At 45.1% G+C, this 15,170-nt stretch carries 15 protein-coding genes; 3 read left to right on the forward strand and 12 right to left on the reverse strand.

Annotated features, from left to right (window positions below):
- The first annotated feature begins 65 nt into the window (after positions 1-65).
- Positions 66-1,127 (forward strand): DivIVA domain-containing protein, encoded by a 1,062-nt coding sequence (locus tag B5X68_RS17845; RefSeq protein ID WP_082216097.1) that lies wholly within the window; start codon positions 66-68, stop codon positions 1,125-1,127.
- Positions 1,128-1,133: 6 nt separating this feature from the next.
- On the forward strand, positions 1,134-1,484 hold the full coding sequence (folB, locus tag B5X68_RS17850; protein WP_082216098.1) for a dihydroneopterin aldolase: 351 nt from the start codon (positions 1,134-1,136) through the stop codon (positions 1,482-1,484).
- Between the two features lie 119 nt (positions 1,485-1,603).
- Here folB and B5X68_RS17855 read toward each other — a convergent pair whose 3' ends face one another.
- From B5X68_RS17855 to B5X68_RS17910, 12 genes are all read right to left on the reverse strand, one after another.
- Complete coding sequence (locus tag B5X68_RS17855; RefSeq protein WP_262485874.1) at positions 1,604-2,860, reverse strand: saccharopine dehydrogenase family protein; 1,257 nt, start codon at positions 2,858-2,860, stop codon at positions 1,604-1,606.
- A 3-nt stretch (positions 2,861-2,863) separates the two neighbouring features.
- The gene (locus tag B5X68_RS17860; RefSeq protein ID WP_229208467.1) at positions 2,864-4,069 is read right to left on the reverse strand and encodes a PQQ-dependent sugar dehydrogenase; all 1,206 of its coding nucleotides are present in this window, start codon (positions 4,067-4,069) and stop codon (positions 2,864-2,866) included.
- Between the two features lie 59 nt (positions 4,070-4,128).
- Positions 4,129-5,493 (reverse strand): alkaline phosphatase family protein, encoded by a 1,365-nt coding sequence (locus B5X68_RS17865; RefSeq protein WP_082216101.1) that lies wholly within the window; start codon positions 5,491-5,493, stop codon positions 4,129-4,131.
- Positions 5,486-6,688, reverse strand: coding sequence for a metabolite traffic protein EboE (eboE, locus tag B5X68_RS17870; RefSeq protein WP_082216102.1), 1,203 nt, complete (start codon positions 6,686-6,688; stop codon positions 5,486-5,488). Before eboE ends, B5X68_RS17865 begins: the two co-directional genes overlap by 8 nt.
- Positions 6,685-7,848 carry a 3-dehydroquinate synthase gene (locus B5X68_RS17875; RefSeq protein ID WP_082216177.1) on the reverse strand — a complete coding sequence of 388 codons (1,164 nt, stop codon included), beginning with the start codon at positions 7,846-7,848 and terminating at the stop codon, positions 6,685-6,687. Before B5X68_RS17875 ends, eboE begins: the two co-directional genes overlap by 4 nt.
- Before the next feature lie 40 nt (positions 7,849-7,888).
- The gene (gene eboC, locus B5X68_RS17880) at positions 7,889-8,758 is read right to left on the reverse strand and encodes a UbiA-like protein EboC (RefSeq protein ID WP_082216103.1); all 870 of its coding nucleotides are present in this window, start codon (positions 8,756-8,758) and stop codon (positions 7,889-7,891) included.
- A gap of 1 nt (position 8,759) precedes the next feature.
- Positions 8,760-9,788, reverse strand: coding sequence for a TatD family hydrolase (locus B5X68_RS17885; RefSeq protein ID WP_082216104.1), 1,029 nt, complete (start codon positions 9,786-9,788; stop codon positions 8,760-8,762).
- An 11-nt stretch (positions 9,789-9,799) separates the two neighbouring features.
- Complete coding sequence (locus B5X68_RS17890) at positions 9,800-10,648, reverse strand: EboA domain-containing protein (RefSeq protein ID WP_082216178.1); 849 nt, start codon at positions 10,646-10,648, stop codon at positions 9,800-9,802.
- A 207-nt stretch (positions 10,649-10,855) separates the two neighbouring features.
- Positions 10,856-11,485, reverse strand: coding sequence for an MgtC/SapB family protein (locus B5X68_RS17895; RefSeq protein ID WP_082216105.1), 630 nt, complete (start codon positions 11,483-11,485; stop codon positions 10,856-10,858).
- Positions 11,486-11,571: 86 nt separating this feature from the next.
- On the reverse strand, positions 11,572-11,904 hold the full coding sequence (locus B5X68_RS17900; protein ID WP_082216106.1) for a type II toxin-antitoxin system RelE/ParE family toxin: 333 nt from the start codon (positions 11,902-11,904) through the stop codon (positions 11,572-11,574).
- Positions 11,894-12,130 (reverse strand): hypothetical protein, encoded by a 237-nt coding sequence (locus B5X68_RS17905; protein WP_082216107.1) that lies wholly within the window; start codon positions 12,128-12,130, stop codon positions 11,894-11,896. The genes B5X68_RS17900 and B5X68_RS17905 overlap by 11 nt, the downstream gene beginning before the upstream one ends.
- Before the next feature lie 56 nt (positions 12,131-12,186).
- Positions 12,187-13,476, reverse strand: a complete 1,290-nt coding sequence (locus B5X68_RS17910) for an aminopeptidase P family protein (protein ID WP_082216108.1) — start codon at positions 13,474-13,476, stop codon at positions 12,187-12,189.
- 165 nt (positions 13,477-13,641) lie between these two features.
- Here B5X68_RS17910 and B5X68_RS17915 point away from each other — a divergent pair, with 165 nt between their 5' ends.
- Entirely contained in the window at positions 13,642-15,168 is a 1,527-nt protein-coding gene (locus B5X68_RS17915) for a S8 family serine peptidase (protein ID WP_082216109.1), read from the forward strand.
- Positions 15,169-15,170: the final 2 nt, after the last annotated feature.

The following is a 15,170-nucleotide window of genomic DNA, read 5'->3' on the forward strand; positions in this document are numbered from 1 at the left end:
AATGATTCATATATCTTTAACTTACACGACCGTTTTTAACTAAGTACCAAAGCATAGAATGCATCATGAAAATATCCGCTATAGACATACGCAAGCATACTTTTGAAAAGATTTTCAGAGGTTACGACCCGGACGAAGTAGATGCTTTTCTTAACTCGTTATCGCAGGAATGGGAGCGTTTTTCCAGCGAAAACAGCTTGTTGAAAATGCAGCTTGAGTATGCCGAAAAAGAGCTGGCCAAGCTGAAAGATATCGAATCTACGCTGTTCAGGACGTTAAAAGCGGCTGAGGATACCAGCAAGCTGATTGAAAAAGAAGCGAATGAAAACGCTGAAAAACGGATTGAAGAATCCCGGACCACAGCCAACGATCTGGTAACCGAAGCTGAGAACAGGACGAACCAGGTTATCCGCGAAACGGAAGATAGATTAAAGCGTTTCAAAGAAGATTTTGCTGCGGAAGTGAAGCTGCAAGAACGCGATTTCAGGGCGATAGAAAATTTCAGGGACAATCTGATTGTACAACTTTCTTCGCTGGCCAACAACACCATTGAAACCGTAGAAAGGTTCGAGCAGAAATATGACAAACAGTCTGTTTTGAATAAAATGGAGGAGATTAAGCAACATATTGCTGAGATCGAAATTCCTAAGAAAGCCGTATTCCCGGTTGAGCCAAGAATCGTTCCGCAACTAGAGGAGGCGTCTGAACCGGATGCAGAAGTTATTCTTCAGGATGAGAAACCGGAAGTTTTATTCGAGGTTGTGGATGCTGAGGAAGAAGTTGTGATGGATGACGAGGAAGAGTTTGTTCCCCAGGTAACATTTGAGGACGAAGAGCCGGAGCTGGTCAGTGAGGTTACCGTTGAGGCAGAACCGGAACCAGAGCCAATTGAAGAGCCTGAGCTTTTCGAAGAAGAAATTGAATATAGTGTAAAAGAGGAGCCAAAAAGTGCAGCAGAGGAGTCAGCGGCAGCATTGGCCGAACTTCAAAGGACTGAGCGGGCCAGAGAAACTGAACAAGCTGTTAATCGTCCGCGCGTTCAAGAGAATGCACCAGTCAACCGCCCGCGCGTGCCCGAAAACCAACCAAAGAAAACCGGTGGAGGCTCATTTTTTGATCAAATCTAGAATACATTGGGAACAATAAGCCTTGAAGGTCTTGAGTTCTTTGCTTACCACGGCTATTATCCTGAGGAGCAACGAATTGGTAACAAATACGCATTGGATATCATCATCACAGCCGACTTTATAAAGGCTGCACAGGAAGATAAGCTCAGTGAAACTGTCAATTACGAAACGATCTACCAGATCGCTTCAAAAGTGATGAAGGAACCAGCCAAATTGTTGGAACACATTGGTTTCACGGTCATCGAGAAAATAAGGGAACATTACCCGGTCGTAGCAAACATTACAGTCCGGGTTTCCAAGTTCAATCCACCTGTCGGTGGCGTTTGTACAAGGGCGATGATCACGATGGAAGGTTAGGTTCAAAACACCTGTCAGCCTGAGCGGAACTAACCTTGTCAGCCTGAGCGGAGTCGAAGGCACGTTACCAAGGAGTAGCGTGCCTTCGACTCCGCTCAGGCTGACAGGTTGAAAAGTCATCAATATTCATGCGGCAGCGGGACGTTAATCCGCTCGTTCCAGGGCAATCCGTGCTGGTTAAGCAAATCCATGAAAGGATCCGGGTTTAGCTCTTCTACGTTATAAACGCCTGGTTTCATCCATTCTTCATTCGTTAGCATCAGCATAGCGCCGATCATAGCAGGCACGCCGGTCGTGTAACTTACAGCCTGCGCCCGCACTTCGCGATAGCATTCGGCGTGATCGCAATTATTCCAGACGTAATAAGTTTTTTCTTCCCCATTTTCGATGCCTTTGATCTGGCATCCGATGGATGTTTGTCCGGAATAATTTTCCCCTAATGAATCCGGCGCAGGAAGCACAGCTTTTAGAAATTCCAGCGGGACAATGTCCATTCCATTGAATTTGATAGGCTTAATGCTCGTCATACCAACATTCTCAAGCACATTCAAATGCGTAATGTAAGCCTGTCCAAACGTCATCCAGAAACGTGCGCGCTTTAATGTAGGGAAGTTTTTTACCAAAGATTCAAGCTCTTCGTGGTAAAGCACATAACTCTCTTTCGGCCCGATTCCCGGATATTCGATAGGCTTGTGAATGGACATGGCAGGAATCTCAACCCACTCGCCATTTTCCCAATAGCGACCTGGCTGAGTTATCTCGCGGATGTTGATCTCAGGATTGAAGTTTGTCGCAAAAGCCTTTCCATGATCGCCCGCGTTGCAGTCGATAATGTCCAGATAATGCATTTCATCAAAATGATGCTTGTTGGCATATGCCGTATAAACCTGCGTTACGCCGGGATCGAAGCCACAGCCCAAAACGGCCATTAAGCCAGCTTCTTTGAACCTTTCCTGATAAGCCCATTGCCAGCTGTATTCAAACTTGGCGACATCTTTCGGCTCATAATTGGCTGTGTCGAGATAATGTACACCCGTTGCCAGGCAAGCCTCCATAATCGTGAGATCCTGGTAAGGCAAAGCAACATTGATCAGCAATTTCGGTTGAAAACGTTTGATCAGCAGCACTGTTTCAGCAACGATATCCGCATCAACTTGTGCCGTTTCAATGGTGACGCCGTGCATTTCTTTAATTTCTGCAGCGATTTTATCACACTTTGATTTTGTGCGGCTGGCCAGCATAATTTCCGTAAAAACATTGCTATTCAACGCGCATTTATGGGCCACAACACTTCCAACTCCACCTGCACCAATGATCAGAACCTTAGACATCTTATTTTGTTTGAGTTTTCGGCAAAGATAGAATGACCGGTTAATTTTTCAATTTAAATTTCCGCGAACAAACTTCATTATTTTGCCTTCACCGTAATTCAAATAGTAAACTTCTCCGCTGACATCCTGTGCGAATGAGGAGATTGATCCTTTATTTTCGAACAAAATTGCATTGCTTTTTTTCTGGTCACCATCCAGTTCCAGCGCCCATATCCTGCCGCTGGCAAAGTCTCCGTAAATGTATTTCCCAACCAGACTTTTGATAGCCTTTCCCCTATAAACATAACCGCCCGTGATGGACCTGTCGCCATTGTTCTGGTTGTAATCATGGATCGGCTCAATGAGGCCGGCCGCATTGCAATTGGAAGCGGGATCATAACAATCGACGCCTTCTTTGAGCCGCCAGCCGTAATTACCGCCCTTGGTAATGAGGTCAATTTCTTCGCGCTTATTCTGTCCAACATCGCCTGCAAACAAACGGTCGTTTTCCATATCAAAACTGATCCGCCAGGGGTTTCTCAGCCCATAAGCATAAATCTCGGGCAGATAGCCATCATTATTACCAACCGGATAAGGGTTGTCGGAGGGAATTCCATAGTTGCCTTTTGCGGTTCCGTCTACATCCACGCGGAGGATTTTGCCTAACAAACTTTTGCGGTTCTGCGCATTATTTTGCGGATCGCCACCGCTGCCGCCATCACCTGTGGCAATATACAAAAAACCATCTTTGCTAAATTGAAGCGAGCCGCCATTGTGGTTGGCATAAGGTTGATTAAATGTAAATAAAACCGCTTCGCTGGCAGGATCCGCCCGTTCTGCCGTTGGGGTTGCGGCCTTGTAGCGTGCTATGACTGTTTTTAGCGGTGAGCCGACCGTGTAATTGACATAAAAATAGCCGTTCGTCTTGAAATCAGGATGAAAGGCAAGGCCTAGTAACCCAAGTTCGCCGCCATCCTGCACTTTGCTTTTTATATCCAGAAAAACGGAACTGGTTGTTGCAGCAGCATTGTTTTGAAAAACCCTGATAACACCTGCCTGCTCCACGACAAAAAACCGGCTGCTATCGCCCGGAAGTTGTTTCATTTCAACAGGATCGGTAAATGTCAGACCTGGAAATGCGTCTTTTGTTTTAATGGTTGTATCCGGATTTGTAATCGTCCCGGGGTCGTCCTCCATGTCCTTATCTTTGGAACATGAAATGGTGGCAAGGCCCATTGTTAAGAGGAAAAATATAGGGAGTGCGTTAAGTGTCATGACGTTGAAGTTTTTTCTTATCAACGTCATGAAGCGCCTTTTGTTTTTAGCAAAGTGTTTTAAATCAGATGTTTCCAGATTACATCATAGACATCGACTGCCTCGATCTCAGGTTTTTCCAAAGCGGAATCTGTAATGCAGATCGGGAAATATTGGGCGGGAACATTAATGCTTCCGTGCGAGCCTTTTACCAATGTTGCATCGAGTGGAATAACGTCCATTAAGTACCTGAACCCCATCAGTTTACGGGCTAATTTATAGGCAGCACGAAGCTTAATGAGCGGATTTTTAGGATCCATAAACATTTCCACCGGATCATAACCCGGCTTGCGGTGAATGTCCACCAAATGTGCATAATCCGGTGCTTTGGCGTCGTCCAGCCAGTAATAATAGGTGAACCAACTGTCCGGCTTGGCCATAACAACCAGGTCCCCGGAGCGTTCATGGTCAATATGATATGCTTTTTGTTGTTCTTTATCTAAAATTAAATCGATCCCCGGCACCTTTTTCAATACATTAACAACTTGCTCTTTAACCGATTCATCATTCAGATAGACATGCGCAATCTGATGATCGGCCGTTGCGAAGGCTTTTGAAATCCCAGCATCGAGCAATTCATACCAGCGTTCGGTCCGCACCGAAATAAGGCCTTCATTTCTTAAAATACGGTTGATATGGATCGGATTATTCACTGGATTGATCCCATATTCCGAAAGCAGAATGATCTTCGCATTGCGCGCTTCATAGAACTGGATCAGTTCTGCAACGACATCGTCGATTTCTTTCAGCTCATTGCTGATCTTGGAAAAGTCAGGCCCGAATTTTTGTAAACAATAATCCAGATGCGGGAGATAAATCAGCGTCAATGTCGGATTATGCTTCTTTTCAACCCACATGGATGAGTCGGCGATCCATTTGGTGGATTTAATGTTCGCGTTAGGACCCCAAAAATTGAAAAGTGGAAATTGACCTAAATCTTTTTGAAGTTCATCGCGTAGCTCGGGTGGATAGGCGTAACAATCCGGCGCTTTAACGCCATCTGCATGATATTGCGGGCGCGGCGTTACTGAGAAATCGGCAGTCGAGTACATATTATACCACCAGAACATTTTCGCACAGGTGAAACTGGGGTCCAGCTTTTTGGCAGCATCCCAGATTTTTTCGCCCTTGACAAGCTTGTTGGACTGCTTCCAGAATTTAACCTCCGAGTCCTCACGATCATACCAGCCATTGCCCACAATGCCATTCTCCGCTGGCCATTTGCCGGTAATGTAAGTGCTTTGTGATGTAGTGGTTACGGCAGGAAGAACAGGTTTAATCGGTGTTAAATGTCTGTCTTTTAAATATTTGGCAAGAAACGGAGTATGTTCACCGATGAGGTTTGCACTTAAACCTACAATGTCGATTACGACTGTTTTATTCATAACTAAGTATTTTCTTCACCCATTGAATTTCACGCACGATCGAATCGCCGATGGGCTTCTGCATATCTTCGGGCAAAACGCCCCAAGTGTAGGTTTCCACTTCCAAAAACGAAGAAAACGGCTTTTCCCGGTGAATAGCGAGTGTTTTGATAATGTCGCCCTGCGTAGATTCCAGCACGCCGTAAGAATGAATAAAAAGCGGAACGTGAAAATGGACGCGCCATTCTTTCTGTTTATCATTCCAATCCGTCAACGCCTCTTTCAGATCGGGATAATGTGATTTTGTTTCATCCTCATTCAAAGCCACAACCTGATGCAGATAAACCGGCTCGTCGAATGTTTCGATTGCTTTCAGTTTAATTTCACGTTCATTGGAAAAATTAACTTTCAGCGCAGAGCTTACCTGAATCCTGCCAACCTGAATCCCAACTTCGTCCAGTGAAGCCAAAATTTCTTCCGGGTCTTCGTAACCAACCGCGGCATGGCAAATGTCGTAACAGAGCTGAATGTGTTTCAGGATCGTCGCTTTGGCTTCCTCAGCAGTTGCATTGTATTTCTCTGACAGATAAGCGGTTCCTCTTGGCAATAATACATCCCGATACCATTTCACAAAGTCAACTGCATTGTCCAGAATCCCGTCGGGCTCCGGCTCGATGTCGAGGTGAAGCAGCTTGCCGGTTTCATGTTCAATTTTGATCAGTTCGTCCAGCAATTGCAAAACGTGATCCGTCGCCTGCTCGGTTGCATTAATATTTTCTTCCATCGTTGTCCACCACAAGCGGTAAGACAGCGGCGGCGTAGAGACGCCTCCATGCATTCCTTCTGGAAGCAGTTCGGAAAGAATGTTAAAGAGGCGGATTGTATAATTTAACCGATCGGTCGTTGTCCAGTCGGGAGTATGCACATTATCCTTTACAACTGTGTTATGGAAGCCGCCATAAGGGAAACCGTTGATCACAAAAACGTAAACATCCTGTTCTTTCAACCAGTTTTTGAATTCTTGTAAAACCTCAGGTTTACTAAGTTCAATCGACGCTTCATTCGCAACGCGAAGGCCAAGCCCGAATGATTGTCCGGGCGCAAGTTGCTGTCTGATGTATGGAATATTGTCCCGAAGCGACTGGAAATGGTCCGCCCATTTTTCGCCGGGATGAATGTTGCTGCAATAAGTTAAATGTCCGTAAGGCGTGATCATAATGCATGAATGATTTTGGTTCCTTCCAGATAATCAACCGATTGTGCGATAATGTCTGCATCCAGTTCGTGGACTTCCACGCCTTTTCCTATTTTTTCTAAAAGCATAATGGTAAGCCTTCCGCCCAAATGTTCGCGGAATTCGTTTAAACCATTACGGAGATTGATTTTATCATTTTCCGACAGTTTTGGGTGAAAAAGGTCGAAGCCTAATTTGCCCAGCACGTCGAGAATGCGGTTTAATTCTGTTTCGGATAACTGCCCGATTTTTGCGGCATACACACAATCCAGCGCAATTCCTATGGCCACCGCTTCGCCGTGGCGAACCTGAAAACCTGTCAAAAATTCAAGCTTATGCGCCGCCCAGTGTCCGAAATCCAACGGTCGCGAAGAACCGAATTCGAAAGGATCGCCGCCTGCAATATGGTCTGTGTGCATTTCTGCGCAGCGGTGAATGAGGTAAGCCATAGCTTCTTCATCGCGATTTGCTAATGCAGCAACATGTTCTTCAATCCATTCAAAAAACGAAGCATCCTTAATCAATGCAACTTTAATTGCTTCCGAAACGCCTCCCCGCCAATCGCGGTCGTCCAATGTTCTCAATAAAGTAAGATCATTAAATACGGCAACCGGGGGGGCAAATGTGCCCAGGAAGTTCTTTTTTCCGCGGAAGTTAATGCTGTTTTTGACGCCGACACCCGAGTCGTTTTGAGATAAAACGGTTGTTGGAATCCGAATTAGTTTAATGCCTCTGTGCGAAACTGCGGCTGCATAACCTACTAAATCCAGCACCGCGCCGCCGCCTATGCCAATGATAAACGAATGTCTGTCAATGCCATAAGTATCAACAGCTTCTACCAGGCTGTCAAAAAGGGCCGGATCATTTTTACAAGCTTCACCGCCAGGGACAATGATGATTTCCGGGGCAAGCTGAATATGGGAAACAGAAGCAGCGAAATAGGACTGGATCTGGTTAGATAAATCTGGATGATGCTGAGCAAACCCCTCGTCCACAATCACCAAAGCCTTACGCTGAAAGCCTTGTTCTGTATATTCGTTGAAAAAATCTTGCAGTAAAGGGTTTTTTGTATCAAATAAATTTTCGGTAAAGAATACTGCATAATTGTATTCTACCTGGAAACGCTGTTGTATGGTTTGCATTGAAATCGACATTGAACACGCAAAAAAGTAATTTTTAACACTAAGTTACCGCAAAAACCTTTGCCAAAAGCATTGATAAAGGCAATAACGCCAAAACCAGCAATGCCAGTGGCCATAAACCAAAAGCAACGCACCATGAAGCATTCATCACGATCAGGGAAATAACGCCTGCTTTCACCGCCTTACCAATCAACGGCCCGACCGGATTTTGCATTGCATTCCATAATGGCCTGAATATGAGCCAGGCATGTAATAAAACAAAGGGTAATGTATAAAGCAAATTACCATGCTCATTGGCGAGTTTTAACTGCGAAAACAGAACGATTAAATACAAAAGTGCTGCAATGTAAAGTGTTGTCTTTTTACCGCCGTGCACTTCATCCTGACTGATCAACGTGATAGCGCCGATGTACATAATCGGAAATAATGCAATCCACGCCCATCTTTGAAGCGATTCCGGCAGCACACTCATGCCGAGGATGAGGTTTCCACCCCTGCACATGCCCATGGTTAACGGCCCAAGCACCCGGCTATGCTTTGCAAAACGGTTATATAAAACAGTAAGCATAGCAACAACTATCGCAATCATCCCACTCAGAGCACTGAACATTGCGGCTGCCAGAATCCCCAGAAACAAAAGGGAAATGCCCATCATTGCTGCGGATTTCAAGGGCACTTTTCCGCTTGGTATGGGTCGTTCGGGACGTTCAACGGCGTCGAGCTTTGCGTCGAACACATCGTTCATGACCACGCCGCCACCGTATAAGCCCAATGTGGAAACAATCAGAAGAGCAGGAGAAAAGTCTGAAAAAGTAAATTGTACAATGGCCATTCCCGCAAAAATATCGGTAAATGCGGTGACCACATTGGCAGGACGGGTTAGCTGCAGATAGGGTTTTAAGCTGCTCACTTTAATTAATTACTAATGAATCTTTGGCGGGCGAAGGTTGCTGCCCGCCTCTCAAAATGCTGTTTCCATGAAACTTTTCGGTATGATCGATGGCATAATCCGACTCAAAATCAGTCACATCGATCTGCCCGCTTTTGCCGAATGCATTAATTGCATTCTGATAGGTTACCATGCGGATTGTTTCGTCCGGTATGCCCCGCATTTTCATTAATGCAGCCGTTTTAGGAATTGCCAACGGGTCGGAAATACCCCAGTCAGCTGCGGAATTAACCATAATGCGCTCGGGGCCATATTGCTCCACCACTTTCACCATGCGCTCATTGCCCATTTTTGTAAAAGGATAAATCGTAAATGCAGCCCAAAAACCTTTGTCCAAAACGCTTTTCACCGTCTCCTCATTATTATGATCAACGATTACCCACGAAGGGTCAATTCCATGTTCCAATGCAATGGCCATGCTGCGTTCCGTGCCTTTTTTCTTGTCCCGGTGCGGCGTGTGGATTTGTACGGGCAGCTTGGCTGATTTGGCCAGTTCAAGCAGTAAACGATAATATTTTTCTTCGGCAGGAGTCTGGTCATCAAAACCAATTTCGCCAACGCCAACAACGCCTTCTTTATAAATATATAGAGGCAGGATTTCCATAACCTGCTCTGCAAGAGGTTCATTATTCGCTTCGCGGGAGTTAAGTCCCATTGTGCAATAATGCTTTATACCAAATTGTGAGGAGCGGAATCTTTCCCAGCCCACCAGACTGCTATAATAATCTTTAAAGCTCGAAAGTCCCGTTCGTGGCTGCCCGACCCAGAAAGCAGGTTCGATCAAAGCCACTATGCCGGCTTGGTGCATCGCCTGGTAATCGTCTGTTGTCCGGGAAACCATGTGGATATGCGGGTCGAAAAAGCGCATTCCTTTGATCAGGTCTTTGTAGTCGTTCCAGGCAATGTCGCGGTGCGCAGGCGCTGCGACTGTTTCTTCGCTGTCTTCAAAATGCGAAGGGTTAGGTGTTGTATCGTTATTGTTTAGGCACATAGGTTCAGGTTTCAGTGTTCAAGATCAGCCCAGGTTAAAGCGCCGGACTTAACTGATTTTTCAAGATCAATGTATTTGGCCAAAAGATAATTGGCCGAAGCAAGTGACGAATCATTGCAAGCCAATGCAGCTGCTTTGCGATCGTCAACGTTTTCAGAATCAAACAAATGCTGCATATCAGCCAGCAAAGTCGGGTTCATGAACTTACCCGCCAGCCGCCAAACCTGCGCCGGAACGCTCCGTCCAGCTGCCCAGCGTTCGTGCGCAAAGTCAGAAAGCGTGATCGCAAGTTTCTCGTTTGCGCGATTCTCCAAACCTTCAATAAAATGAATGGGTTTGTCATTGAATATGGTTTTCAAAACCAGCTGATTCCAGGCCAGCTCGCTGAAATGTCTCTCGGGATACGGGTTATGCAATGCAATAGCATCAAATACGAAACCCATATTGGAACGAACTGCGTCAGTCGCCCGGAAAAGCCATTGATCCGGATAAGAAAGCACTGGTAATGCGGAATAAAGCGCCACCAGCTCATTCATTTCAGCCGTATCAAAGAGCGTTTCAATGTTTTTTACATATTCCTCCTTGTCGGAAGGATCAAGTTGGGTAAGCAGCCAAACGCGCGCCAATCTCACAAGCGACCAGCCTTCAACAGAAAATCCGGGAATCTCGGCGTTGAGCTCCCATTTTTTGTCTTTATCTACTGAAATGATTTTTTTTGATAGAAACCTGGGAGCGGCTACGAATGCGGTCATCAGGTCCATCGGACTAGCAGTGGCGCGGCTTTTTAACCAGTCAGCCTCGGGTTCCGAGGTGTTGAGGGCCAGTATTTCCCAAAGCTTTTGTTTAATGATGTCGGGCATAACGAACATTGTAATTCCGATTTACGCGGTTTTGGCCTTGTAAATCATTCTTGAAAGTGGGTTAGTTTATTTATAAAGTATTTTTCGGTTATAAAGTTTCCCCCAGATATTTTATAACGTTTTACTGTTCTCAAAAGACGCGTATGGAGGGGTTTTACATCCATTTTTAATCAAAATCTAATCCTCTAATCCATGTGCAGTTCCTTGCTAAAAGTCAAATTCTATAATCCCGGGGTCATTCAGTAAATGGTGCGTAAGTTTTTCATGCTTTTTTTCGGAGCCTTGCAATGTCCAGCTTCCCGTGATCTGCCCGCCGGAACGGCTTTGCTGTCCTTGCAAAATTTTCAGGTCGTTAACTTTGAAAAGCTCTTCATATAGTTTCAATGTTTTTTTCTGATAAGGGCAGACAAGCCTGTAATTCCGGATCTGGCTTTTTTTACGGATAAATTTTTGGATAGGGGCCAGGATGACCAGTGATAGTCCGGAAATAATGAAAGTAGCGATTGTCACTTCATAAAAACCAGCACCAATGCCCATTCCCACCGCAGCTGTCACCCATACGATCGCCGCGGTTGTTATGCCCACAACCCGGTTGTTTTCGCGAAAAATGATCCCGGCACCTATAAAACCAATTCCCGTTACAATGTTAGCCGCGATCCTTCCCGCATCCGAACTGATTCTAATAGACAGAATCGTAAATAAAGTAGAACCAACCGCGATCAGGATCATTGTCCGCAATCCTGCCGATTTGCTCCTGTATTCCCGCTCAGTGCCAATTACAGCCCCCAGAAAAAATGATATTAACAGCTTATAAATGTCTTCCGGCAATAACTCCATTTCCAAAACCAAAGGTTGTTAAGAATCAAAAGCCGGAAAGACGCTAAATCTCCCGGCTTTTGATGATTGTGGTAATGTTTATGTTACTAGTCCCTAGCAATAGCATTGAGCAATTCGTCTAGCTCCCTTGACTTAATGTTTTCTTTTTCTGCTTTGTCGTAAATGCTAAGGAGCACAACTTCTTCTTGTAAAGAAAAAACACAGGTTATGACTCGCGCGCCGCCGCTTTTCCCTCTGCCTTTGCTTTTTATCGCCAGGCGAATTTTAAAGCAATCTTTTCCAATAGGCTTGCCTTGAGCAGGATTGTCGGCGAGGCTTTCACCAAGCTCATGAACATCTTGTTTCAATGAATCGTATTTTTTGGAAAGCCGTTTTAATTCTTTTTTGAAGTGTGTGGAAACAATTAATTCAAAGCTCATTCAAAACGTCTTTAAGGGGCCATGTCTTTAATGTTCCTGCTTTTAAAGCGATGTAATCTTGCTTCAAGTTTTCAAGAATCTGCTCTTTTGTAGGTTCTTCGTCGTCCAGCTGCTCTTCTTGGATAACTGTAACCAGTTTTTCACGCTCCGGCCTCGGTAGTTGCCTTACTATATCCACTAGCTGTTGGAACGACAGCGGAATGTTGAAATTGATCGTGTTTTCCATTTGTTTTCAATTTGATCTGAACAAATTTACAAAAAGAATGCATCAAAGCATTCACATCACCGATTCATCATCTCCTCAATTTCCTCTGCTTCAATCGGAATATGCGCCATTAAATCGAGGTTTCCGTTTTGTGTAATCAGAATGTCATTTTCAAGGCGGATTCCCAAGCCTTCCTCACGAATGTAAATGCCCGGTTCGCATGTAAACACCATTCCTGGCTCGAAACGGCGGTATTTGTTGCCTACGTCATGAATGTCCAGGCCTAAAAAATGGGAAGTGCCGTGCGGGAAATATTTCTTATAAGCGGGGGTTTCAGGGTCTTGTTTGGCAATATCATCTTTTGTTATCAGGCCCAACCCGATCAGTTCACTTTCCATGATTTTGCCGACTTCCAAATGATATTCGTCCCAGATATTTCCAGCAACCAACATGCCTTTTGCCGCTTTAAAAACCCTTAAAACAGCATCATAAACATCACGCTGCCTTTTTGTAAAACGACCATTCACCGGAATGCTCCGGGTCAGATCCGCTCCGTAATTGGCGTACTCAGCCGCAACGTCGAGCAAAAGAACGTCGCCATCCTTACACGGACGGTCGTTCTGAATGTAATGCAAGACGCAGGCATTGGCGCCGGAGGCAATGATCGGCTGGTAAGCAAATCCTTTGGAACGGTTGCGGACAAATTCGTGCAGCAGCTCAGCCTCAATTTCAAATTCCTCAACGCCAGGTTTTACAAATTTCAAAAGCCGTTCAAAACCAAGCTTCGTAATGTCGCAGGCTTTTTGGAGCAATTCAATTTCCCTTGGCTGCTTGATAGCGCGCAGCTGGTGCATAAGCGGAGCAAGCCTTGCCAACGCGTGAATAGGATATTTTTCTCTGAACTCATTCACAAAGCGCGTCTCACGAGTTTGCACCTGGGAGTCGTTTCGAGTATGTTCGTTGGTGTTCAGGTATACGTAATCAGCTTCAAAAATAATGTTGCGGAAAACCGTTTCGTATTGATGCGTCCAGTAAATGGTTTTGATGCCTGTTACTTCTCTTGCCTGCTCTTTGGTTAGTTTTTCACCTTCCCAGATAGCAATCATTTCATTGGTCTCTCTCAAAAAAAGGACTTCCCGCAGCTTTTCATCAGGATGTTCGGGAGAGAGGACGAGGATTGTTTCCTCCTGATCCACACCGGTAAAATAGAACAGGTCCGTATTTTGCTTGAAACCCATAGAGCCGTCTGCATTGGTCGGCATGATGTCGTTGGAATTCAATATTACCAATGACTTTGGCTTCAATAATGGGGTAAGCCGGCGGCGGTTTTCTATAAAAAGATCCTTGCCGATAGGAGCATAACGCATAGGTGCTAAATTTTGTAACTGGTAATTTAATTTGTAAAATTACGTTTATCTTGTTCAAAAATAGAGCGACAAACTTGCAAAAATCCTTTTGTCCGGTTCTGGGCGCGATATACCAAATTTGTTGATTTTAGAGATTACCGATATAACCTAACTGTGATAATATTCATGAAAAGATTGTTTCTGCTTGCGTTTGTTTTTGCGCCTTTTATTTTGTCGGCAAGTCCGAAATACTGGATTTACCTCAAAAACAAGGACCTGAACGCCGTACCGGCCGTTTCTGCATTAACGCTTGAAAACCGCCTCAAATTAGGTCTCGTCGCTTCTGACGAAATGGACCTGCCCGTAAAAGGCGAATATGAGCGGGCGTTGCGCGAACAATCCGTGAACATTATCAACCGCTCGAAATGGCTGAATGCAGTTTCGGCGATCATGACGAGCGAGCAAGCCATGAAAGTTCGCGAGTTGGACTTTGTGCAGGAAGTGGTTCCTATTGATCCCGGATTTTACATTGCGCGGACCAAAGCCATCGAAAAGGCACAGATGGCCCCGGTAATGTCGCAGGTTCAGGCCAATGCATTTACAAAAGAAAACATTTCAGCCAAGGATGTGACGATAGGCGTTATCGATGCGGGCTTTTATGGCGCCGATTCTTCCCTTTCGCTTACGCAGATTTTTTCCAACAAAAGGATTTTAGGCATCCGAGATTATGTCAAGCCGGGCCGCTCCGGGGAATTGCTTTTCAGCACCGCTGAATCATTTTCAGACATGCACGGAACGGAGGTTTTGGCTGCTATCGCGGGCATCGATTTCCAGGATGAGATCCAGTATGGCATGGCAACCAATGCGAAGTTTTATTTGGCCAGAACAGATTATTCATTGCGTGAATATAGGGGCGAGGAGGATAACTGGATCGCTGCTATGGAATGGATGGACAGCCTTGGCGTGCGTTTGATCAATACATCATTGGGTTATGCCAAAGGATTTTCGGATCCAAAAGAAAATTACGTTCCTTCTCAAATGGATGGCAAAACTTCCGCCATTTCAAAAGCCGCGCAAATCGCATCTGATAGAAAAGGCATCATGCTGATCGTTTCCGCGGGAAATGAAGGCGATGATAAGAGCTGGGAAATCGTTTCGGCTCCGGCTGATGCAAAAGGCGTTCTTGCTGTGGGTGCGACCAATGGAAAACTTTGGAACAGAATCGGTTACAGCAGCGTTGGGCCCGAGTTTTTATCTTATGTAAAACCTAATGTTTCCTGTTTTTCGTTATATGGAACTTCATTATCTGCACCTGTGATCACCGGTTTTGCAGCTTGTCTTTTGCAGGCAAATCCAAAACTGACCAATAAGGAACTGATCAGTCTCATTGAAAAATCGGCACATTTGTATCCTTACGGAAACAATTTCGTCGGTTATGGCGTGCCGCAGGCTTCACGTGCACTGGCACTCGCAAAAGCGCCTTATTTGCCTGATAATGCGAAATTAATCAACGCCAAAGGACGCAGCATTGATGTGGATGTCGACAGTGAAGAACAAATGGTCGCCATTTACAGAAAGAAAACCGATAAAGACGTGATGGCGCAACAGGTTGCGAAAATTCAGAATGGTAAAATCTCACTGAAGCGCCAGAACGGCGAGCGTTTTACGACCATTGACCTAAAAAATTATGTGATAGAAGTGGCTTGGGATTAATG

The sequence above is a fragment of the Dyadobacter psychrophilus genome, assembly GCF_900167945.1.
In the GTDB taxonomy this organism is placed as follows: domain Bacteria; phylum Bacteroidota; class Bacteroidia; order Cytophagales; family Spirosomataceae; genus Dyadobacter; species Dyadobacter psychrophilus.